The organism is Salinibacterium sp. dk2585 (assembly GCF_008001035.1).
Lineage (GTDB): Bacteria > Actinomycetota > Actinomycetes > Actinomycetales > Microbacteriaceae > Homoserinimonas.
In genome coordinates, this window is sequence record NZ_CP042856.1 from 2,352,385 (window position 1) to 2,374,624 (window position 22,240).

The following is a 22,240-nucleotide window of genomic DNA, read 5'->3' on the forward strand; positions in this document are numbered from 1 at the left end:
GGCTGAGGCACTGTGCGCCCCGGACCAGCGGGCAGAGTCAGATCGCCATCGCTCCGCGCACGGCTCCGACCGCTTCTGCGCCGCCGTTCCCTGTCATGGTGATGCGGCCCGACTGGAGCACGTAGTAGCTGCTCGTGGATCGCAGGGCGAAGCCGACGTGTTGTTCGACGAGCAGCACGGAGAGGTCCCCGCGCCGCGTCAGGTCGATGATGACCCGCTCGATGTCGGCGACGATATTGGGCTGGATGCCTTCCGTGGGCTCGTCGAGCACGAGGAGCTTCGGCTTGGTGAGGAGTGTGCGTGCGATCGCGAGCTGCTGCCGTTGACCTCCTGACAGGAGTCCCGCACGTCGCCCCAACAGGTCTTTGAGCACAGGGAAGAGGTCGAAGACCTCGTCGATGTCTGACTGGCGTTTGGCGACAAGTTGCAGGTTCTCCAGCGTCGTCATCTGGGTGAACGATTGCTGGCCTTGGGGCACGTACCCCAGGCCCCGCTTGACCCGCTTCGATGGGGCCATCTTGGTGACATCCTCACCGTTGATGAGCACCTGCCCGCTCATGACGGGCAGCAGGCCGGTGGCAACGCGCAGCAGGGTAGTCTTGCCCGCGCCGTTGTGGCCCATGACCGAGATGGCCTGGCCGGTGGGAATCTCAACGGTGACGTCGTGCAGCACCTTGGTGCGGCCGTAGCCGGCGGTCACGCCCTTGATCTCAAGCATCAGCGACCACCTTGCCCTCGACGGCAGCATCTTCCGTTGACCCGAGGTAGACCTCCTGCACCCGCTTGTCTGCTTGCACGTGCTCGACCGTGCCTGCCGTGAGCAGCTTTCCGCCGTGCATCACGGTCACCCACTCGGCGTAGCTGCGCACGAACTCCATGTCGTGTTCGATCACGATGATCGTGCGTTCATCACCGATCCTGCGCAGCAACATCCCGGTCTCGTCCCGCTCGTCGGCGTTCATGCCCGCCACCGGTTCATCGAGGAACATCACCTTGGCGTCCTGCACCAGCATCATGCCAATCTCGAGCCACTGCTTCTGCCCGTGCGCGAGGATGCCCGCCGGCTTGTCGCGCGCCCCCGTCAGGCCGATCGTCTCCAGCGCCACGTCGACCGACTCTGGCGTCGTGCGGCGGGCGAATGGCAGGCGCCAGGCCTTGCGGTGCAGCCCGCCGGCGATGTCAAGATTCTGCAGCACCGTGAGCTCGTCGAAGACGGTGGCGGTCTGGAACGTGCGGCCGACCCCCGCCCGAATGATCTTGTTCGTCTTCATGGTGAGCAGATCGTTGCCGTTGTACATTGCGCTCCCCGTGGCGGGCACGAGACCGGTGAGGGCATCGACGAGCGTGGTCTTGCCGGCACCATTGGGGCCGATCAGAAAGTGCACCTGACCTTCGATCATGTGCAGGCTGACATCGTCCACCGCCCTGAATCCGTCGAAGCTCACCGAAAGGTTCGCGATGGCGACAGAGGCGCCAGGCTGGGATGTCTCGCTCATGCTGCGGTTCCCTTCACATCGGTCATGCGCGGCACGAGGCCCTTCACCCTGCTGAACACCGAAGACAGCCCCTTGGGGAGGAAGAGGATGACGACGATGAAGACGAGGCCGAGGATGTAGGTCCATCCGCTCGGCCAGCTGGAGGAGATGCTCGACTGGCCCCAGCCGATGGCCAGCGCCCCCAGCACCGGGCCGAAGAGCGACGCCCGGCCCCCCAGCGCGACACCGGCGATCATCAAGATGGATGCTGCGGCCCCGATCTCCTGCGGCGTGATGATGCCGACGATGGGCACGAACATCGCCCCGCCGATACTGGCCATCACGGCGGAGATCACGAATGCGACGAGCTTGATGTTGGCGGGGTCGTAGCCGAGGAACCGCACGCGATCCTCCGCGTCACGCGTGGCGAGCAGGAGCTCGCCGAAGCGGCTGCGGTTGAGCTGCCACACCACCAGCATGCAGACAATGAGGATGGCGGCCGCGATCAGGTAGAGCATGACCTTGTTGGCATTGTCTTTGAGTACGAAGCCGAAGAAGTGCTTGAAGTCGCTGAGCCCAGTGTCACCGCCGGTCTCCCGAATGGTGGAACTGACGAGGGTGGCGAGGGCGACCGCGAGGGCCTGGGTGAGAATCGCGAAATATGCACCCTTGACCTTGCGTCTGAACAGCGCGAACCCGAGGATCGACGCCACGATCACCGGCAGCGCCACGATCGCGATCAGCGTGAACACCTCACTGCGGAACGGCTCCCAGAACAGCGGGATCGGTGCGAGCGGGTCGTACAGGATCATGAAGACCGGGATGCTGTCGGGGCCGGCTGAGGCCAGCGTGAGGTGCATCGCCATGGCGTAGGCGCCGAGCCCGAAGAAGACTCCCTGGCCCAAGACGAGCATGCCGCCGCGCCCCCAGGCGAGGCCGATGCCGACCGCGACGATCGCGTAGCAGCAGTATTTGCCGAGGTTGTTGATCCAGTGCATCGAGAGCACGGATGGCGCGACCACGAGCAGGAGCACGGCGAAGACGCCGATCCCGATGAGCGGTAGCCATGGTCTGAGTCGTGTCATGCCAGCCCCCTGGTGCGTACTGTGAACAGGCCCTGCGGTCGGAGTTGCAGAAAGACCACTACGAGCGCGAAGGCGAGCACCTGCGCCATGCTGCCCGTCGTCAGGTCGGCGAAGAATGCCATAGCGACTCCCACCACCCAGGCGGCGATCACCGCTCCCTTGATCTGCCCGATGCCTCCGGCGACCACGACGAGGAAGGCCGGGATGATGTATTGCGTGCCCATCTGGGAGTTCGTACCGCCGATCAGCGAGGCGGCCACACCGGCGACACCGGCGAGCCCTGACCCGACGAAGAAGGTGATCCGGTCGACGGAGCGGGTTGAGATGCCAACGGTCTCGGCGAGGTCACGGTTCTGCACGGTGGCGCGGATGCGACGCCCGAATGACGTGTATTTGAGCCACGCTGCGAGTGCCGCGACACAGACGGCGGCGAGCAGGATTGTGAACACCTGGCGGAGGGGCCACGCATAGCCGAAGACATTCAGTTGGCCGGCGAGCCATCCCGGTGCCTGCACGGGGACACCCTGAGCGGGGAAGATCTGCAGGGCGGCCTGCTGCAGGATGATGCTCACGCCAACCGTGACGAGGAGCGTATCGAGTGGGCGGCGATACATCCATTGGATGATGCCGATCTCAAGGAGGAGACCAAGGAGACCTGCCCCCAAGAATGCGAGCGGGATCGCGACCGGGATCGAGATGTCGCTGGAACTGATGACGGTCTGGGTCAGGTAGGCGACGAAGGCACCGGCCATGAGGAACTCGCCGTGCGCCATGTTGATCACCCCCATCTGCCCGAAGGTGAGGGAGAGGCCGAGTGCTGCGAGCAACAGCAGCGCACCTTGTGCGGTGCCGTTCAGCAGGGGCGGGAGTAGTGCGTCCACGGGATCGCTCTCTGTGGTGTGACGGTGGCGGAGGGGGCGGGGTGGGGTCCCGCTCCGGATGCGAAGCGGGGCCCCACCTTCAGTGGATCGTCTAGCCTGCTGCGGCGACGAGCGCGTCGCGCACGTCGGCCGGGAACCAGTCGTAGCCGTCCAGGTACGGGTCGGGGTCGATGAACCCGTCAGACGCCCAGACGATGTCGAACTGGTTGTTGGCGTTGATGCGGCCGATATGACCCGGCTTGGAGATGTGGTGGTTCTTGCCGTCCAGCGTGACGACTCCCTCCGGGGCGTCGACCGTGATGCCGCCAGCCGCCGCGGCTGCGTTGATCTCATCGACGTCGAACGAATCGGCTGCCTCGACCAGTGCCTTGTAGAGGTACATCGAGATGTACGCCGCCTCCATGGGGTCGGAGGTCACCCCGCTGCTGCCGGGATACGCCTTCCAGCGCTCGATGAAGCCCGGGTTGTTGGGCGTTTCGAGTGACTGGAAGTAGTTCCACGACGCGTAGTGGCCGGTCACCTCGTGCCCCATGGCCGGCGCCTCCTCCTCTGCGATCGACACCGAGATGATCGGAGTCGTCTCGGGGGTGAGCCCCGCGTCGTAGTAGGCCTTGATGAAGCCGACATTCGACGAACCGTTGATCGTGTTGAACACGTAGTCCGGGTCAGCAGCGACGATCTTCGCGACCTGCGTCGTCCAGTCATCCCTGTCGAGCGGCACATACTCCTCACCGACGATCTCGATGCCGAGTTCGGCTGCGTAGAGCTTGATGATCGCGTTCGCCGTGCGAGGGAAGACGTAGTCAGAACCGGCGAGGAACAGCGTCTTCACACCCTCCGCGGCGAGGAAGTCCAACGCCGGGATGATCTGCTGGTTGGTGGTCGCACCGGTGTAGTAGATGTTCGGCGACGACTCAAGACCCTCGTACTGCACCGGGTAGAAGAAGAGTCCGTTGTGCTCCTCGACGACCGGCTTGACAGCCTTGCGCGAGGACGATGTCCACCCGCCGAAGATGGCGGCGACGCAGTCCTGCGTGAGCAGCTTCTCGCTCTTCTCCGCGAAGGTCGGCCAGTCAGTCGCACCGTCTTCCTGCACATACTCGATCTGCTTGCCGAGGATGCCACCGTCAGCGTTGATCTCGTCCGCCGCCATGTGGAGCGCGTTCGAAACGGTCTGTTCTGAGATCGCCATGCCGCCGGTGAGGGAGTTGAGGAAGCCGAGCTTGATGGTGTCGCCGCTGGTGTCGACGCAGCTTTCGGCGGTTGCACCCTCGGCGGGTTCGTCTCCGACCTGCGCGCCGCACCCGGTAAGGATCAGGGCTGCGGTCGCGGTGAGCGCCCCCATGGCGAGGAGCCCTTTGTGGCGCCTCCTGCTGGTGTTGGTCATGCAGTACTCCGTTTCGATGTGATGGGCGATTCCAGACAAGATCGACTGCGCGCCAGAACGACGCACGTGGACGGCTGTCCAGGCGGGAGATTCGTGAGATTCCCGTACTCGCCAGTGAGGATGTGACCGTGGTGAATGGCACAGATTTGGTGCTGTCTCACCATGCTCGTGCGGCATTACGCGGGGAATTCTCAAAAGAGTCCGGCGTGTAAACAGTCACGGCGCCCGCCCGAGCGGCGCTCACACCGGACACATCACAGAGACACGCGCCGGGCAGCATTCAGTTAGGTCGTGCCGACGCGCCCTGTCATGTTGGCGAGTGTGACTTCAGTCGCGCCGCCAGAACCACCCCGCGGTCCCACCCGCCGTCAGGGCCACGCCAAGCGTCACGACCAGGACGCTGGGCACCGTGCCGCCGCGCACCGTCACGTCACCGAAAAGGTTGCCGCCGCCAGAAACCAGAGCGGATGCCACAACCACGACGCCCGCGACGGCAATGACCGCGAACCACAGCCGCCATGCCCGCGCTGGCTCGTGCCTCATCACAGCCCGACGAGGGCTCCGAGCGCTGCATTCGCAGCCGCGAGCCCGCCGCCGATGAGGCCCACCAGGGAAGCCGCCGCCCACAGCAGCCGACGGGTGCGGGCCCGCTCGACTTCGTGGCTGAGCGCCTCGAAGGCCGCAATTTGCTCCAGGTCGACGACGACGCGCTCCGTCTTGTGCCAGGTGCGCACCTGACCCGCGGCATCCGCCATTTGTCGCACCTGCTCATCACTCAGCACCCGCTGCCGCTTGCCAAGCCAGCGCAGCAACTGCGAATCGGTGATGACGACGACATCGGAAGGACGTCGCTTCACCGTCATCGAATTGATCGCGACAAGCACGAGCAGGGGGCGCACGTCCACGGGCATGCCCGCCGCGGCGGTGAGCAGTTTCGCGGCGCGCGACGCTTCATGCCGGGAGTTGCGCAGGTGGTCGGTCTTCTGACCGGCGACCAGGAGCATCCGCTCCCCGAGCCACACCTTCGCGCCCGGGTGCCGCTTGGTGTTGATCGTGAAGACGCCGCCGGGGCCCACGACGACGTGGTCGATGTCAGAGCCGCGCGTGCCCACCGGCACCGCGTGGAACACCGACCACTCTTGGCCCAGCCGTTCAAGCACCTCGCCGACGCGCATTTCACCGAGGGCGCCGCCGTACCAACTGCGGGCATCCGGATGCAGCGGGTTCACGCCGAAGAATCGGGCAACGCCCGATCGGGTCGCAGCCTGTTGTTGCTGCTCCAGGCATTCGCGGACGACGCCGTAGCCGGCTGGGTAGGTGAGTAGTTCGGCCGCCTGTGCAGGCGCGAAGTCGTTCATGCGATCCCCCTCGATGGCCTCCCCCGAGGCGTTGCGGCAAGGCTATTCGTTGGCGCGCTCGGCTGCCGCCCCCAGATTGGGAGACGCCTCTAGGAGTTGCTCTTCGCGACCCTGGCGCGAAGCTCGTCGACGCCCGGGCCGTCCAGCTCATCGAAGAACGCCGCCCGACCGGCCATCGCCATCACGAGCGCGAGCGTGGTTCCCGTCACAGACGGGCCCTCCCCTGCCCCGAACGGACCATCGGATGCCTCCAGCCGCAGACCCGCGACGAGACTCCTGCTGTTGACGGCGAAGTCGCGGGCGGCGAAGAACTCCGCGACAGGGGTGAGGGCCGCGACATCCGGAACCCTCGTCAGCCCCAACGGACGGCGGATGTCCTCTGCGTGCACGACGACCTCGCCCAGGTAGGCGACCGTGTCGCTCGACGGAGCCGTTCTGCTGCCGACGATCGTTCGGAAACGCTCCAGCGTCTCGGCAGGGGTGGCGCCCCGGTGTTCCTCGATGCGGCGCTGGTTGTGCACGTGCATGTTGAAGCGCGCGCCCAGCATGCTGCGCAGCCACGCCCACTGGTTCATGCTGCCGGCGGCGGTGAGGTGGGCGACGACGTCCTCGACGGACCACTCGCCGCAGAGCGTGCCCGCCCGCCACAGCTCGTCACTGAGCCCAGCAAGGTCGCCGGCGAGCGCCGCCCGCTCGACCCGCATGAGTTGCCAGAGGTGACCATCGCTCCGCTTCGCCATGGACCCAACCTAGGGGCTAGCCCGCTCCCCGCTGTGGAAAAAACACGCGCCAATCGCCCCACTTTCCTACGCTGAGCGGATGCAGCGTGCCCTAGCCCTCCCGACGGTTGCCGTCGCCCTGCTCCTGCTGACCTCGTGCACGCCGTCGTCCGGCGACGATGCGCCGACCGCCCCGCCCAGCGCGTCTGCGGATGCCCCGATCTTTGAGTCCGAGGATGAGGCACTCGCTGCAGCGGATGCCACAATCACCGATTACTGGCGAATCGCTAACGCTGTGCTCCAAGCCGGCGGCGAAGGAGTTGAACGTTTCGAACAGATTGTGACGCCACGCAGGATGGAAGCCGAACGGGGAACTGCGGAGGTTTTGGAGCGAGAGGGCTTCTACCAAGTCGGTAATTTCGAGGTTGAGCCCGCCACGTTTCAACAGATGCTCGGGAGCCCAGCTGGAAAGCGCCTGATCGTCACAGTCTGTGTCGACTACAGCGACGTTCGAATGGTCAACAGCGATGGCCTTGAAGCGGAGCGAAGTAATACTTCGCCGCGAATCACCCATCAGGTCGAGCTCCACTCCGTCTCGGACCAAGATCCTCTTTCGCTCAAGCTAGACAAGTCGGACCCTTGGCCTGGTTCACCATGCTGAAACTCGTCGCTGTTTTGCTCTCCATGGCCCTGCTCACTGCAGGAAGGTTGGCGACGGAACCACCGCAGGAGACGACATTGGACACGTTTGGCGTCAAGACACAACTCACCCCGGACGGCGTGACCATACGTGCCACCAAGACTGCTGCGCGAACGCCTCCAACTGTCTCCCACCCGATGTCGTGAATCGCCCCGGCATGTCCGGAGACAGAGTTCTTTGGAAGGATCTGTCTCATGGCACGACCCAGCAAGTATCCGCGCGAGCTTCGTGAGCGCGCTGTCCGTATGGTCGCCGAGGTGCGCCCTGACTATCCGAGCGAGTACGCCGCGCTGAGCGCGGTCGCGAAGATGCTCGGCGTCGGCTCATCGGAGACAATCCGTCTCTGGTGCCGCCGCGCCGAGGTTGACACCGGGCAGCGTCCCGGGCTGACGACCGAGGCGCAGGCGGAGATCAAGAAGCTCAAGCGCGAAAACGCTGAGTTGCGTCGGGCGAACGAGATTTTGAAGGCGGCGTCAGCTTTCTTCGCGGCCGAACTCGACCGGCCACATCAGCGATAGTCGCCTTCATCGAGGCGCACAAGGACCGCACCGATGGCGGTTTGCGGTGGGGTGTCGAGTCGATCTGTTCCGTGCTCACTGAGCACGGGGCACGGATCGCCCCATCGACCTATTACGACGCCCGAGGACGCGGTCCCTCGGCGCGCGTGCTGGCAGATGAACGGTGGAAGCAGATCATCTTGACCACCTGGCAGGCGCAGCGCCGGCTCCTGGGCGCCCGCAAGCTCTGGCTACGACTCCGCCGCGACGGGCACGACATCGCCCGCTGCACGGTGGAGCGACTCATGCGCGAACTTGGGATCGCGGGCGTGGTGCGCGGCAAGCGCCGTCGCCTGGTCGATATCGATCCGCGGGAGACCCGACCGGCTGACCTCGTCGACAGGCACTTCGCAAGGCTTCGAGTGAACCAGCTCTGGGTGGCCGATTTCACCTACGTGTGGACGTGGTCCGGCTGGGTTTACGTCGCGTTCGTGTTCGACGCGCACTCCCGCCGGATCCTCGGCTGGCGGGCGGCGACCAGCATGACGACGCCGCTCGTGCTCGACTGCCTAGAGATGGCGCTGTTCACCCGCCGCCGTGAGGGCGCCGACGACTTCACTGCACTGACCCATCACACCGATGCCGGCAGCGTCTACACCTCGATTGCGTTCACCGACCGGCTCGTCGAGGAGGGCATCGACCCCTCGGTCGGCTCCGTTGGCGATGCCTACGACAACGCCCTGGCCGAGTCGCAGATCGGGCTCTACAAGACCGAGCTCATTCATCACGAAGGCCCATGGCGAGACGTTGACCAGGTCGAGGCCGCAACCGCTGGGTGGGTCCACTGGTTCAACACGGAGCGCATCCACGGCTCGATCCACGACCTCACACCCGTCGAACTCGAGCACCTCGACTACGCTCTGACGGAACCTCTCGAACGAGCGGGCTGACACCAGTAATACGCTCTCCGGACATGCCGGGGCGATTCAGTCGCTTATCTTTGCCCGCCCGGAACCAACCCAGTGGCTCCCCCACGACCCCTGCCCCGGCAACGTCTTCGTCGAGGGCCGCTGTTGGGTCACCCCCACCGAGGACCGCGACCCCGCCGCCCCCGTCACCATCCAGGACTTCGTCTCCTTCGCCCCGGCACACGCCACCCCGACAACCGAACCGGGCGCGTTCGCGGTCCGCAACCTCCACGCGAACTTCATTGCCGACGCGACCGCCCACACCCGCACGGGGATGCTGCTCGGCCAGCCGGCATCCGCCGAGTTCACGCCCGTCGCCTACGAATGGCACTACGGCGACGGCACCAGCCGGATGACCACCACGCCGGGCGCCACCTGGACACGTCTCGGCCTGGAGGAGTTCGACCGCACCCAGACGAGCCACGCCTACGCCAACAAGGGCAGCTACACGGTCACCCTCATCACCCACTACTCAGTGCGGGCCGCGTATGCGAGCGACGGCGAATGGTGGCCCGTGCCGGGCACGCTCGCCATCGCATCCGCACCCCACACGGTCCAGGTCGTGAGCGTCAACACGGTGCTCGTCGACAAGGACTGCACGGAGGACCCGAGCGGCCCTGGCTGCTGAGCAACGACCGAGCTACGCCGCCGAGATCGCCTCCGCCGCGTCCAGTTCCGCCCGCAATGCCCGCGTCTTCTCGGGCTGCCAGTGCGCATCCGGCACCGACGCGATCAGCAGGCGCGTGTACGGGTGGGCGGGGTTCGTGAGCAGCCGCTCCGTGTTCCCCTCCTCCACCATGTTGCCGTTCCGCATCACGATGGACCGATCGGTCACGTAGCGCACGACCGACAGGTCGTGGCTGATGAAGAGGTAGCTCATCCCTGTCTGCTCGCGCAGGTCGTTGAGCAGGTTGAGGATCTGTGCCTGCACAGACACGTCCAGGGCAGAGACGGCCTCGTCGAGCACCAAGACCTTCGGCTCGACCGAGATGGCTCGAGCGATCGCGATGCGCTGGCGCTGGCCGCCCGACAGGTCACGCGGCTGCGCCTGCGCCTGCCGCTCGGTGAGCCCGACACTGTCGACCAACCGCCGCACGCGGGCATCCCGCCCCGCCTTGTCGAGGCGAAAGTGCAGCGACAGGATGCGCTCAAGCGCCTGCACGAGCGACTCGCGCGGGTCGAGGGCGACCGTCGGGTCCTGGAACACGATCTGCATCTGCCGGGCCGTCTCCAGCCGCACCGGCAGCGGACCATAGGTCGCCCGGCGCACCCCCTGGAACAGCACCGAACCCGCGTCGGCCTTCTCGAGGCCGATCGCGATACGGGCGAGCGTCGTCTTGCCGGAGCCCGACTCACCGATGATGCCGAGCGACTCCCCCTGCTGGAGGGTGAAGCTCACATCGTTCACGGCCCGGTGCACGTTCTTGCCGCGCCCGAAGTCCTTGACAATGCCCTCGACCGCAAGGAGCGGGGCGTCGGCATCTGCCTGGGCGTAGCTCGGGGTCGTGGTCTCCAGCCCGCTCATGCCGCGACCTCCTCGGCTGCGATGCCCTTGGGAGCCACCTCAAGGAGGGCGGCCTCGGCCATGCGCTCCGCGACCGACACGAGACGCACATCCCGTGGCCCAGCCAGGGTCGGCCGCGCATTGATGAGGGCTGACGTGTATGGATGCTCGGGGTGGTTCAGGATCGCCGTCGACGACCCCGTCTCGACGATCTCGCCCTGGTACATGACGTAGGCGCGACTCGAGATCGCGGCCGCAAGGTCGAGGTCGTGCGTGATGAACAGCATGCCGAGGCCGCGGCTCCGCTGCAGGTCAGAGAGGATCGCGATCACCTCCGCCTGCGTAGTGACATCAAGCGCCGTGGTTGGCTCGTCGCACAGCATCAGGTCGGGGTCGTTCATGAGTGCGCCGACGATCATGATGCGCTGGAGCATGCCGCCCGAGAGCTGGAAGGGATAGCGGTCGAAGAGGGAGTCCGGGTCCTTCAGCCGCACGGCGCGCATGAGGTCGATCGCCTTGGTGCGGGCATCCGTCTTGTTCATCATCCCCGAGTTGACGACGCCCTCGATGATGTACGCCCCCACGCGGCGCAGCGGGTTGATGCCCGGCCGCGGGTTCTGGTAGATCATCGAGGCCCTGTGCTGTCGCACATCCTGGATGACGCGGCGCGACGCCCCCACGAGCTCGGTGCCGCTCATGCGCACGCTGCCCTCCATGACGGCGCGCGGCGGCTGCACGCCGAGCACGGTTCGGGCCGTCATCGACTTTCCGGAGCCGGACTCGCCGACGAGGGCGACGCATTCACCCTGCGCCACCGTGACGGAGACGTCCTTCAGGATGTGCGCCTCACCGATGCGCATGTGCAGGTTGTCGATTGCCAAGAGCTCAGACATCAGAGCGTCCTCCCCATTTCTCGGCGAAGTGTTCGCCGACGAAGTTGACTGAAACGACCGTGAGCACCATCGCCAGCGACGGCCAGAGCACGGGCCAGACGTGGCCGCTGAGGAACGAGGTCTGCCCCTCGGAGACCATGAGGCCCCAGTCGGTCGTGGGCGGCTGCACGCCGAGCCCGAGGAACGAGATCGCCGCAAGCTCGGCGATCGACGCCCCGAAGCACATGAACTGGCTGGAGAGGAAGGGGCCGGCGACGTTCGGGAACACATGCCGCAGGAACACGATGACCCCACCGAAGCCGAGCACCTTCATCGACTGCACGTACTCCTTGGAACGCTCCTCGACGACCGCGTTGCGGATGATTCGGGCCGCCGCCGGCACGAAGCCGATCGATAGCGCGATCACGGGGGCGACGAGGCCCGGGCCGAGCACCGCGACGGCGAAGACGGCCAGCAGGAGCGCGGGGAAGGCGAAGAGGAAGTCGATCACCCGGGAGATGACGTTGTCGATCCATCCGCCGTACCACCCGGCGACCGCCCCAAGGATGAGGGCCAGCACGGTCGAGCCGAGCGTGATGAGCACGGCGCCGAGCATGCTCACCTGCGTGCCCACCATGAGGCGGGAGAGGATGTCGCGGCCGTTCTGGTCTGTGCCCAGCAGGTGTCCGCCCGTGCCGGGCGCGGCATTCATGAGGGCGAAGTCGATGGCGGTGGGGCTGAAGGGGGTGATCCAGGGGCCCGCGATCGCGACGAAGGCGACGAGGGTGAGGATGCCCCCGCACACCCACATGAGCCAGTCGGGGCGTTTGCGGGCCGGGCCGAAGGGAAACGGCAGGCGCGACTTTCTTACGGCGGTGGTGGCACTCATCGGGCGGACCCTTTCAGGGAGATGCGCGGGTCGACGACAGGCAGCAGCAGGTCGATGATCAGGTTGGTCATGACGTAGGCGAAGACGATCAGGAGGGTGATCGCCTGCACGACCGGGAAGTCCATGCTCTGCACCGACTGGATCATGAGCGATCCGACCCCGTCGAGACCGAAGGTGACCTCCACGATCTGGCTGGAGACCATGAGCCCGGCGACCACGATGCCGCACTGGGTCAGGATCGGGGTGAGGGCGTTGCGGAAGACGTGGCGGCCATAGAGGGTGAAGCCCGAGACGCCGCGGCCCATGGCGACGCTGACATGCTCGCCGCCATGCTGCGCCTTGATGGAGGCCCGAGTGATGCGCACGATGATCGTGCAGAGGGCGAGCGCGAGCGTGATCGACGGCAGGGTGACGTGGTAGATGCGGTCGAGGAAGCCCTCCCCGCCGCCTGATACGGGGAACCAGCGCAGTCCGACACCGAAAATGAAGAGGAACGCGAAGGCGGTGACGAACACCGGCAGCGAGGAGACGACGGATGTCGCGTTGAGCACCGTGCGGTCGACCCGCCCCGGCTTCAACCCCGACAGCACGCCGAGCGAGACGCCGATGAGCACCGTGAGCACTCCCGCCATGACGACGAGGAGGATGGTGGTGGGCATCCGGCTGGCGATGAGCGAACCGACATCCTGGCGGAATCGGAGCGAGGTGCCGAAGTCACCCTGGAACACCCCAAACAGCCAGTCGATGTAGCTGACGAAGAACGGCTTGTCGAGGCCGAACTGCGCCCTCACCGAGGCGATCAGTTCAGGCGTCGCCGTTGTGCTGTTGACGAGCAGGTCGATGGGATCACCCGGCGACAGGTAGAGCGCGCCGTAGACGACGAAGCTCGCGACAACGAGTGTCGCGAGCATCGCGCCGATTCGACGGCTGAGATACAGGGCCATGCCGAGCTCCTCTGGTCTGGAACGAGTCAGCGACATGCGGTCCATCGGCTGACGTGATCAGTCTGGGAGGCGCCCGTGAAGCATCGATTTCGCAATAGTTAATCCCCTGTTTCGCCGGCCTGACGCCGCATTTCGGCCCCACATACTGGCTCCACCGGGCACCAGATCCATCCGCGAGACGGGCCCGCACCCGTGCACCGCACAGCCCCACACGACCAGGAGGCCCCATGAAAAACACAGCGTTGAGAACCGCGACAGTCGTCATCGCGTCCACCCTCTTTCTCGCAGGATGCAGCTCCGCAGGCGGCGACAATGCGAAGGCCACTGATGACGGCTTCGAGCTGGTGAACCAGATGCCCGCCGCAACCAAGGGCCTCGACCACACCCTCCGATGGATGGCATCCGAGCCGCCGAACATCGACCCGTCGTTCACCGGGCTCGGCCAGATGATCTACTCCAACATGTGCGAGAACATCTCGATGCAGCTGCCCGACTACTCGATCGAACCCAACCTCGGCACGATCGAGCGCCCGGATGAGCTGACCTACGAGATCACGCTCCGCGACGACGTGACCTTCTGGGATGGCTCCCCCATGACGGCGGCCGACGCGGTGTGGACCTTCTCACGCCAGCTCGACCCCAACCTCGGCTCCAACTTCCAGGCGTACATCTACAACATCGCGGGCGTCGAGCAGACGGGCGAATACACCTTCACCATCTCGATGAAGGCGCCAGACGTCATGCTCGAGCCGCTGCTCGCGACGGGCTTCGGCGCCGTCCACTCCAAGGCGTGGGGCGAAGCCAACCCGGGCAAGATCGGCACGGCAGACGGCGGACTCATGTGCACGGGTCCCTACATCTTCGAGAAGTGGACCCCCGGCGCCGGCATCACCATGACGAAGAACCCGAACTACTGGGATGAGAGCCGCGCAGCCCTCACCGAGAAGGTCGAGTTCGTCTTCAACGACGACCCGACCTCGGTCGTGGCGTCCATGGTCGGTGGCGACCTCGACGGCGGCTTCGACTTCTCGCTCGCGGCGCTCGAACAGCTCAAGAACTCGACTGGAACCGTCACCTTCGGCCCCAGCCTCGGCTTCTGGAACGTGCTGTTCGTCGATGTGCCCAACCACCCGCTCAGCACTGAGCAGCGCCGGGCGCTCATGCTCGCGCTCGACTACGAGGGAATCATCAAGGGCGTGCTGAAGGGCGCCGCTGAAGAGGACCGCGCCCTCACCCCGCGCACCAGCTGGGGCTACAGCGAGGAGATCTACAAGGCAGCGTGGGACGAGCTCGATGGTGGCCGCCAGGACATGGAGGAGGCCGAGGCGATCATCGCTGAGGTTGGGCTCCCTGACGAGGCCATCGTCATCCCCTACCGCGCTGAGTCACCCGAGATGAACCAGATCGCCAACGCGATCGCCTCCGCCGCCGATTCCCTCGGGATGAAGGCCGAACTGCGCGCCTTCCCGCAGACGCAGTACTCGCAGTTCTACCGCAGCCCAGAGGCGCGCGAAGCCGAGGGCATCGACATGTACATCATGAACGGCTACATGGACGCGATCCCCGAGCCCACCGCGTGGTACCTGAACTACATCACGGGCCGCTTCGGGCACATCTTCAACGTCGAGAACCCGGCCAGCGACGAGTGGGTCTCCGAGGCGAGCCACACCCTCGACGACGACGCCCGCGCCGAGCTCATGGTGAAGGCACAGCAGTACTACAACGACGAGATGTTGATGATGGCCGTCGCCGCCCCCTACACGCGCGTCTGGACCGCTCAGGGCGTCACGGGAGCACCGGCATCCGACACCTACCGCGTCTGGGCTTGGGCCGCCGCCATCGGCGCCGCCGAGTAAGACACACCTCGCGCTGCCAAGGGATGCGGGCGGCCCCGTCGCCCGCATCCCCGGCGGCGGCATCTCACGCAACGAAACGCATGACACAGAACGAAGGAACCACACCTATGTCCAGCAAGCCCTTCCACCTCGGCTACTTCATGAACGGCTCAGCAGCGCAGTCCTTCGGGATGCCCTTCTCGGGAAGGATCGGCCGCGACTGGAGCAACGGCTCCTTCTACACCGACACCGCCCGGGCCCTGGAGCGCGGCAAGTTCGACTTCCTCCTCTTCGAAGACGCCTACCACGTGCCCAACGCCTGGGAGGGAACGCACAACACGCACGTCGAGAACGCGATCGCGGTGCCACGCCTCGACACGATCGTGCTGGCGTCGATGGTCGCGCAGGCAACGAGCCGCCTCGGTCTTGTCGCGACCCTGCCGACCTTCGCCTTCCACCCCTACCTGATGGCCCGGCTCATCGGCTCCCTCGACGCCGTCTCAGAGGGCCGCGGCGCCTGGAACGTCGTCACCGGCGCACAGCCCCTCGCCTTCCAGAACTTCGGCATGGAGATGGACCCCGCCGAGGACCGCTATGCCCACGCGACCGAGTACGTCGAGCTGGTGAAGAAGATCTGGGAGTCCTGGGAGCCGGATGCGATCAACACCGCCCCCGGCGCGACCACCTTCGCCGATTCCTCCAAGGTGCACACGGTCGACTACAACGGCAAGCTCCTGCAGCACTCCGGCTCGGCCCTCGTCTCCGGCCCGGCACCCCAGGGCCACCCCGTCATCGCGCAGGCGGGCGCCTCGAAGGACGGCAAGATCCTCGCCGCGACCCACGCCGACATCGTCGTGGGGGTCGCATCCAGCCCCGAGGGCATGAAGGAGTACCGGGACTTCGTGCGTGCCGAGATCGTGCGTCAGGGGCGCAACCCCGACGACACCAAGGTCTTCTTCAGCATCTCGCCAATCCTCGGTGCCACGCAGGAGGAGGCGGAGGTGCACGGCCGCGTACGCGAGGAGCAGGCGCGCGCCCGCGCCATCTCGACGCTGGCGGATGCCGCGGACCGTATGAACGTCGACCTCTCGCGCATGCCGCTCGACGAGATCCTGAGCGATGAGGTCATCGACAGCCTCTACACGCACGGGCAGCGCTCCTCGCTCGACACCTTCAAGAAGCAGCTGCGCGGTCGCACCGTCCGGCAGCTCGGCGAGCAGATGGGTTCCCGCTCGGCCCAGTGGACGGGCACGGCCGACAAGGTCGCGAGCGAGATGCAGGCGGTGGCCGAGGAGGTTGGCATCGACGGCTTCATCATCTCGGCAACCAAGGGCGGGCACACTCGCCGCTTCGTGGACGAGATCGTCGACGGCCTCGTGCCGGCACTCCAGGCCCGCGGCCTTGTGCGCGAGGAGTACGAGCACACGCAGCTCCGCGACAACCTGCGCGCCTTCTGAACCGGTGGGCTCCCTCTCCAGCATCCGCTCGCGGGTGGGGTTCCTGACGGGTGCCCTCGTCGTGCTCATGCCTCTCTCCCAGCTCGGATTCATCCCCGTCTCCGCGCTGCTGGGAGAGAGGCTGGGCATCGGCGCCGCGGCCATCGGCCTCGCGATCGGGCTCTACGCGATCTCGGCAGCCGTGGCCACCGTGCTCTTCGGCCCGCTCTTCGACCTCTACCCGGTGCGGCGCATCCTCCCCTGGGCGGTGTGCATCAACCTCGCGGTGTCACTCGCCTTCATCTGGGTGCCCAACCTCGAGATGCTCATCGTCGGCCGGATACTGGCCGGCCTCGCCAACAGCGCGCTCGCCCTCAGTGCCTCGGTCATCGTCGCCGACGCCTTCCGCGACCGACCCGGTGATCGGGATCGCGCCTACTCGGGGCTGCAGACCTTCGTGTCGACGGGGGCGATCACGGGCCTCGCGCTCGGCGGCCTCTGTGCGGGCCTCGGCCAGCCCTGGCTCTACTTCGCGATCGTCGCGGCGTACGCCGCCATCATCCTCTGCATCACTCCCCTGATCCTGCGGCGGATGCGCACGGTGACCGCCGCCCAGACGGTCGCCGAGGCGGGCGCGAGCGTCGACGCGGATGCCGTGCACGCCCTCGAGACGAAGGCTGCGGCATCCAGTCCCGCGGCCGTGCTGCGCGGCATCGTCGGCTTCATGCGGGAGCCACAGACGATCCTGCTGCTGGTCGCGACCGCGTGCGCAAGCTGGGTATTGCAGTCGGGCCACTATGGCTTGAGCATGCTGCTCAACGAGGTGCAGCCCGACATCGTGTTGCGCACGGTGCTCACGGTTGTGATCCCCGTCGGTGTGCTCCTCGGCGCCCTCATCAACCAGTGGTCGCTCGGCCGCCGCGGCCCCAGGGGGGTCTACGGGCGCGCCTACCTGCTGCTGCCCCTGGCCGGGGGCGTGCTGGCGGTAGCCCTCCTCACGCAACAGCCGGCCGCGTGGGCTGCGGGCCTGCTCTGCGTGGGGATCGTCTGCGGCATGCTCGGCCCGCTGCAGCCGACCATCATGATCGGGTGGTACCCCGACCTGCGAGGGAGCGCATCCGCCTCGGTGAGCGTCTCACAGTCGATCGGCGCCGCCCTGGGCCCCATCGCTATCGGCGCGCTCGCCGCCGTGTGGAGTCTCTCCGGTGCAGTGCTGATCGGCGTGGGGGTCGCCCTCGTGGGTGCAGTGCTTGCCGCAGTGCTCGGCCGGGGCGACACGGGGCCGCACGTCGCCGAGGCCGAGTTCGCGCCGGCACGATGACACGTGAGTCCCGGCCCCGCCGACATCCGTCGGGTGGGACCGGGACGATGTCAGGGTCCGACGAAGCGCTCGGGTTCGACCGAAAGCTGCACGACCTCACCGCGCTGGCGCACGAAATAGAGCAGCACGAGGGAGCCATCCGGCCCGTATACGGCCGTCTGGATGTAGAGCAGCGGATGCCCCACCTGCACCTCGAGCTGGGTCGCGGAGGACTCGTCGGCAACGATTGCGTTGATGACTCGCTCGGCCCGCAGCGGCTTGTGCCCGAAGCGGTCCTCGAGGATGCCGAGAAGGTCGAACTCCGCGTCCTCGGGGCCTAGCGAGTCCTGCTCGCGGAGCGGCACGAAGAAGGTGCGGAGCAGGCCGGGCACACCGCGATAGGTGCGGCGCTTCTCGAACACCGCGACGCGGGTCGAGCCCGCGGGAAAGGTCTCGCTCATGACCTGTGGAATGTCGTATTCGACGTTCCAACCGAGCAGGGTCGAGGTGGTCTCGACCTCGGCGGTGTGCACGTCGCGCAGCCTGTCGGAGCGCCAGAGCGTGGGAGCGTCACCCGCATAGGTGCCGACGCCGGGGATCCGCCGCACCGCCTGGTCATCGGCGAGGAGCTTCATGGCCGCGCGGGCGCTGTTGCGTGAGGCCCTGAACTGCCGAGCGATGTCCTCCTCGGCGGGCATCCGCTGTTCCATCCTCGCGAGGGGAACGACGTAGTAGGCCAGCAGGTCGCGCAGGCGGCGGGCTTCATCCCGCACCAAGTCGCTGCCCATGTTGAGCATCTTGGTGGTCGTGAAGGTGCGGCGACGGTGCTCGTCGAACTGCGAGCGGCGCGTCCTGGCTTCTTGCACGTTGTGGGGTTGATCCCAGGCCACGTCAGTCATGTGTCACTCCGATTTGCCTCGATGGATGGGGAGCGTAGCAGTCGGATTTCGCCCTTTCGGGCGGCGTAATCGTGGCGTAACGCGAACGTAACTGCCCCGCTTCACAGGCTGCGATGCTGGGCTGCACCACCAGTCGCGAGCGAGCTGTTCGCGGCACGAACCATCGGAGAAGCCATGCACGTACCTGACGGATTCCTTGACACGCCAACATCGGTGGCCACCGGAGTCGCGGCGGCTGCGGCGCTCGCCCTGGCGATTCGAAGCTCCCGGATGCAGCGTCCCTCGCGAACCTCGCCGGGCGCACCGGCCGCATCCGCCGCGCCCTCACGCACGACCACGGCGCTCGTCACCTCATTCATCTTCGCTGGGCAGATGATCAACCTTCCTGTCAGCGACGGCACGAGCGGTCACCTCATGGGTGGCGCAATAGCGACCGTGTTGCTCGGCCCCGCGCGGGCCCTCATGGCGATGGGGGTCGTGCTGGCAGTGCAGGCGGTGCTCTTCGCTGACGGGGGACTCAGCGCCCTCGGCACGAACATCCTGCTCATGGGCATCGTGCCCGTGCTCACCACCTGGCTCGTGCTCCGCGCAGCCGAGCGCCTCCTGCCGATCGGCCGGGCTTCGCGCGTGGCAGCCGGTGCGCTTGCGGGTCTCCTGTCGGTGCCGCTCTCCGCCGGCACCTTCGTCGGCCTCTACGCGATCGGCGGAGAAGCTCCTGTCGCATTTGGCGCGCTCGTATCGGGGATGCTCGGCTGGCACCTGCTCATCGGAGTCGTCGAGGCCGCCATCACGGCAGCCGTGCTCGCGACCGTCTTGGCGAGTCGACCGCACGCGAGCACGCGCACGCTCGTCGTCTCCTCCGCCGTGGCAAGCGTGGCGGTCGCAACGGTCGCCTCGCAATGGGCATCCGGCCACCCCGATGGGCTCGAGTTCGTCGCGACAACGACCGGATTCCTCGACACTGCCCGCGATAGCCTCGCGGCACTCAGCCCCTTCGCCGACTATGCGACCGCAGGGATCACCAACTCGTGGGCGTCGCTCGCGGTCGCCGGGGTCGTGGGCGTGGCGGTGAGCTTCGCCATGGCGTTCCTCACGGCGGGCCGCCGCCCGGCCGTCGTCGCCGAATCCGACGCGGTGCCTGCATGAACTTCACGCCCGCCGAGTCGGAGAAGCTGCTGCTCTCAGTGGCTGGGATGGTCGCGCGAGACCGCCTCGCCCGGGGCATCACGCTGAACTACCCGGAAGCCGTCGCCCTCCTGAGCACTTGGGTGCTCGAGAGGGCGCGGGAAGGGGCCAGCGTCGCAGACCTCATGGTCGACGGACGAGCGGTGCTTCGCCGCGACCAGGTCATGGACGGCGTCGCCGCGATGCTCAGCGACGTGCAGGTCGAGGCGACCTTCCCCGACGGGCGCAAGCTCGTCACCATCCACCACCCCATCGCTTAGGAACACCATGGCCACCACCTCGACGTCAGGCCCCGGCGCGATCCGCGTGCGGCCGGGAACCATAGAACTCAATGCCGACCGAACGGAGGCCGAGCGGATCACGCTCATCATGGTCAACACGGGCGACCGTCCGGTGCAGATCGGCTCGCACATCCACCTGCCCGATGTGAACCCAGCGCTCGATTTCGACCGCGAGCGGGCCGCAGGCTTCCGGCTGGACATCCCCTCTGGCACGTCGCAGCGCTTCGAGCCCGGCGCCTCCCGAGAGGTCGATGCGGTCGCCCTGCGCGGACGACGCCTCGTGCCCGGCATCCGCCTGCGTGAAGAGGGAGTCGCCTGATGGTGAGGATCAGCCGCGAACGATACGCGGCACTCTACGGGCCGAGCGTCGGCGACCAGATCCGCCTGGGCGACACGGACCTGTGGATCGAGGTCGAGCAAGACCTCACGATGGGTGGCGAGGAAGCGGTGTTCGGCGGTGGAAAGTCGATCCGTGAGTCGATGGCCCAGGGCTCAACCACGCGAGCGGAGGGCGCGCCCGACACGATCATCACCAATGCGATCGTGCTCGACTGGTGGGGCATCGTGCGGGCGGATGTCGGCATCCGCGACGGCAGAATCGTCGCACTCGGCAGGGCAGGCAATCCCGACATCGCCGACGGCGTGCATCCGGACCTGCAGATCGGCCCCTCGACCGACGTGATCTCCGGGGAGGGCAGGATCCTCACGGCGGGCGGCTTCGACTCCCACGTGCACCTGCTCTCGCCCTCGCAGATCCATGAGGCGCTCGCGACCGGCATCACCACGATCGCGGGCGGCGGCACGGGCCCCTCAGAGGGAAGCAAGGCGACGACCGTGACGCCGGGCGCCTGGCACCTCGAGGCCATGCACCGCGCCCTTGACGCGCTCCCGGTCAACGTGCTGCTGCTCGGCAAGGGCAACACCGTGTCAGCCGAGGGGCTCCGCGAGCAGGCGCTCGGCGGCGCGGCCGGCTACAAGGTGCACGAGGACTGGGGCTCGACCCCGGCCGCGATCGACGCGGCACTGCGAGCGGCGGATGACTTCGGGCTGCAGGTGGCCCTCCACTCCGACTCGCTCAACGAGGCGGGCTTCGTGGAGTCGACCATCCGCGCCATCGGGGGTCGAAGCATCCACGCCTTCCATGTCGAGGGCGCAGGGGGCGGGCACGCACCCGACATCCTGAGCATCGCGTCGCTTCCGCACATCCTGCCCGGTTCGACCAACCCGACGCTCCCCCACACGGTCAACACCGTGGCGGAGCACATCGACATGCTCATGGTCTGCCACCACCTGAACCCCGCGGTGCCCGAAGACCTGGCCTTCGCCGAGTCGCGCATCCGAGCCACCACGATCGCCGCCGAGGACATCCTCCACGACATGGGCGCCCTCTCGATCACCTCCTCGGATGCGCAGGCCATGGGCCGCATCGGGGAGGTCATCACCCGCACGTGGCAGGTGGCCCACGTCATGAAACAGCAGCGCGGGCGCCTCGGTGAATCGTTTCCCGCCGACAATGAGCGCGCCCGCCGCTACGTGGCGAAGTACACGATCAACCCGGCAGTCGCACACGGCGTCGACACGCTCATCGGCTCCATCGAGCCCGGCAAGCTGGCCGACCTCGTGCTGTGGGAACCGAAGATGTTCGGGGTGAGGCCCGCCCTCGTCATCAAGGGCGGCGCCATCGCCTGGGCTGCCCTCGGCGACCCCAACGCCTCGATCCCCACGCCCCAGCCCGTGCTCATGCGCCCCGCCTTCGGCGATGCCATCGCGGCGGACCTCTCGTACTCCTTCGTCTCGCCCGCCGCGATCGACTCCGGGATCGAAGGTCGGCTGGGACTGCGGCGTCGGCTCCTCCCGGTCGCTCCGACCCGAGCGACGAGCAAGGCCGACATGAAGAACAACGACGCCCTGCCTCGCATCGACGTCGTGCCCGACACCTTCGCGATCTCAATCGACGGGGAACCGGTCGTGCCGGCCCCCGCATCCACCCTCCCGCTCGCGCAGCTCTACAACCTCTTTTGAGCC

23 protein-coding genes are annotated in these 22,240 nt (G+C 66.8%); 10 read left to right on the top strand and 13 right to left on the bottom strand.

What is annotated here, in order from left to right:
• Positions 1-37 precede the first annotated feature (37 nt).
• The 8 genes from urtE to FVA74_RS11065 all read right to left on the bottom strand — a co-directional run bounded on the left by urtE (position 38) and on the right by FVA74_RS11065 (position 6,926).
• Positions 38-718 carry an urea ABC transporter ATP-binding subunit UrtE gene (gene urtE, locus FVA74_RS11030; RefSeq protein ID WP_147722418.1) on the bottom strand — a complete coding sequence of 227 codons (681 nt, stop codon included), beginning with the start codon at positions 716-718 and terminating at the stop codon, positions 38-40.
• Positions 711-1,496, bottom strand: coding sequence for an urea ABC transporter ATP-binding protein UrtD (urtD, locus tag FVA74_RS11035; protein ID WP_147722420.1), 786 nt, complete (start codon positions 1,494-1,496; stop codon positions 711-713). Before urtD ends, urtE begins: the two co-directional genes overlap by 8 nt.
• The gene (gene urtC, locus FVA74_RS11040) at positions 1,493-2,560 is read right to left on the bottom strand and encodes an urea ABC transporter permease subunit UrtC (protein ID WP_147722422.1); all 1,068 of its coding nucleotides are present in this window, start codon (positions 2,558-2,560) and stop codon (positions 1,493-1,495) included. The genes urtD and urtC overlap by 4 nt, the downstream gene beginning before the upstream one ends.
• On the bottom strand, positions 2,557-3,441 hold the full coding sequence (gene urtB, locus FVA74_RS11045) for an urea ABC transporter permease subunit UrtB (RefSeq protein ID WP_147722424.1): 885 nt from the start codon (positions 3,439-3,441) through the stop codon (positions 2,557-2,559). The genes urtC and urtB overlap by 4 nt, the downstream gene beginning before the upstream one ends.
• Before the next feature lie 91 nt (positions 3,442-3,532).
• The gene (gene urtA / locus FVA74_RS11050; RefSeq protein ID WP_147722426.1) at positions 3,533-4,828 is read right to left on the bottom strand and encodes an urea ABC transporter substrate-binding protein; all 1,296 of its coding nucleotides are present in this window, start codon (positions 4,826-4,828) and stop codon (positions 3,533-3,535) included.
• A 327-nt stretch (positions 4,829-5,155) separates the two neighbouring features.
• Positions 5,156-5,371 carry a hypothetical protein gene (locus FVA74_RS11055; protein ID WP_147722428.1) on the bottom strand — a complete coding sequence of 72 codons (216 nt, stop codon included), beginning with the start codon at positions 5,369-5,371 and terminating at the stop codon, positions 5,156-5,158.
• Positions 5,371-6,186, bottom strand: coding sequence for a nuclease-related domain-containing protein (locus FVA74_RS11060; RefSeq protein ID WP_147722430.1), 816 nt, complete (start codon positions 6,184-6,186; stop codon positions 5,371-5,373). Before FVA74_RS11060 ends, FVA74_RS11055 begins: the two co-directional genes overlap by 1 nt.
• An 89-nt stretch (positions 6,187-6,275) precedes the next feature.
• A complete protein-coding gene (locus FVA74_RS11065; protein ID WP_147722432.1) occupies positions 6,276-6,926 on the bottom strand; it encodes a maleylpyruvate isomerase family mycothiol-dependent enzyme in 651 nt (216 codons plus the stop codon).
• A 79-nt stretch (positions 6,927-7,005) separates the two neighbouring features.
• Here FVA74_RS11065 and FVA74_RS11070 point away from each other — a divergent pair, with 79 nt between their 5' ends.
• From FVA74_RS11070 to FVA74_RS11080, 3 genes are all read left to right on the top strand, one after another.
• Entirely contained in the window at positions 7,006-7,566 is a 561-nt protein-coding gene (locus tag FVA74_RS11070) for a hypothetical protein (RefSeq protein WP_147722434.1), read from the top strand.
• A gap of 233 nt (positions 7,567-7,799) precedes the next feature.
• A protein-coding gene (locus tag FVA74_RS11075; RefSeq protein WP_147721161.1) for an IS3 family transposase occupies positions 7,800-9,052 on the top strand; the annotation gives its coding sequence in 2 pieces (ribosomal slippage) (positions 7,800-8,082 and positions 8,082-9,052; 1,254 coding nt in all).
• A 292-nt stretch (positions 9,053-9,344) separates the two neighbouring features.
• Positions 9,345-9,698, top strand: coding sequence for a hypothetical protein (locus FVA74_RS11080; RefSeq protein WP_147722436.1), 354 nt, complete (start codon positions 9,345-9,347; stop codon positions 9,696-9,698).
• Between the two features lie 12 nt (positions 9,699-9,710).
• Here the strand turns inward: FVA74_RS11080 and FVA74_RS11085 are convergent, their stop codons facing one another.
• The 4 genes from FVA74_RS11085 to FVA74_RS11100 are packed head-to-tail and all read right to left on the bottom strand — an operon-like array spanning position 9,711 to position 13,279.
• Complete coding sequence (locus tag FVA74_RS11085) at positions 9,711-10,595, bottom strand: ABC transporter ATP-binding protein (protein ID WP_147722438.1); 885 nt, start codon at positions 10,593-10,595, stop codon at positions 9,711-9,713.
• On the bottom strand, positions 10,592-11,467 hold the full coding sequence (locus FVA74_RS11090) for an ABC transporter ATP-binding protein (RefSeq protein WP_147722440.1): 876 nt from the start codon (positions 11,465-11,467) through the stop codon (positions 10,592-10,594). Before FVA74_RS11090 ends, FVA74_RS11085 begins: the two co-directional genes overlap by 4 nt.
• Positions 11,460-12,335, bottom strand: a complete 876-nt coding sequence (locus FVA74_RS11095) for an ABC transporter permease (protein ID WP_147722442.1) — start codon at positions 12,333-12,335, stop codon at positions 11,460-11,462. Before FVA74_RS11095 ends, FVA74_RS11090 begins: the two co-directional genes overlap by 8 nt.
• Positions 12,332-13,279: an ABC transporter permease gene (locus tag FVA74_RS11100; RefSeq protein ID WP_168220116.1), complete on the bottom strand. Its 948-nt coding sequence runs from the start codon at positions 13,277-13,279 to the stop codon at positions 12,332-12,334. Before FVA74_RS11100 ends, FVA74_RS11095 begins: the two co-directional genes overlap by 4 nt.
• A 227-nt stretch (positions 13,280-13,506) precedes the next feature.
• On the opposite strand from FVA74_RS11100, the gene FVA74_RS11105 reads away from it, so the two are divergent.
• From FVA74_RS11105 to FVA74_RS11115, 3 genes are all read left to right on the top strand, one after another.
• Positions 13,507-15,135 (top strand): ABC transporter substrate-binding protein, encoded by a 1,629-nt coding sequence (locus tag FVA74_RS11105; RefSeq protein WP_147722446.1) that lies wholly within the window; start codon positions 13,507-13,509, stop codon positions 15,133-15,135.
• 107 nt (positions 15,136-15,242) lie between these two features.
• A complete protein-coding gene (locus FVA74_RS11110; protein ID WP_168220117.1) occupies positions 15,243-16,571 on the top strand; it encodes an NtaA/DmoA family FMN-dependent monooxygenase in 1,329 nt (442 codons plus the stop codon).
• A gap of 4 nt (positions 16,572-16,575) precedes the next feature.
• Entirely contained in the window at positions 16,576-17,871 is a 1,296-nt protein-coding gene (locus tag FVA74_RS11115; protein ID WP_147722450.1) for an MFS transporter, read from the top strand.
• A 50-nt stretch (positions 17,872-17,921) separates the two neighbouring features.
• Here FVA74_RS11115 and FVA74_RS11120 read toward each other — a convergent pair whose 3' ends face one another.
• Complete coding sequence (locus FVA74_RS11120) at positions 17,922-18,749, bottom strand: GntR family transcriptional regulator (protein ID WP_147722452.1); 828 nt, start codon at positions 18,747-18,749, stop codon at positions 17,922-17,924.
• 174 nt (positions 18,750-18,923) lie between these two features.
• On the opposite strand from FVA74_RS11120, the gene FVA74_RS13760 reads away from it, so the two are divergent.
• From FVA74_RS13760 to FVA74_RS11140, 4 genes are read left to right on the top strand one after another with little or no spacing between them, the layout of a single operon-like run.
• A complete protein-coding gene (locus tag FVA74_RS13760; RefSeq protein WP_147722454.1) occupies positions 18,924-19,895 on the top strand; it encodes an energy-coupling factor ABC transporter permease in 972 nt (323 codons plus the stop codon).
• Positions 19,892-20,194, top strand: a complete 303-nt coding sequence (locus FVA74_RS11130) for an urease subunit gamma (RefSeq protein ID WP_147722456.1) — start codon at positions 19,892-19,894, stop codon at positions 20,192-20,194. Before FVA74_RS13760 ends, FVA74_RS11130 begins: the two co-directional genes overlap by 4 nt.
• A 7-nt stretch (positions 20,195-20,201) precedes the next feature.
• Positions 20,202-20,534, top strand: coding sequence for an urease subunit beta (gene ureB, locus FVA74_RS11135; RefSeq protein WP_147722458.1), 333 nt, complete (start codon positions 20,202-20,204; stop codon positions 20,532-20,534).
• Complete coding sequence (locus FVA74_RS11140; RefSeq protein WP_187266495.1) at positions 20,534-22,237, top strand: urease subunit alpha; 1,704 nt, start codon at positions 20,534-20,536, stop codon at positions 22,235-22,237. The genes ureB and FVA74_RS11140 overlap by 1 nt, the downstream gene beginning before the upstream one ends.
• Positions 22,238-22,240 lie beyond the last annotated feature (3 nt).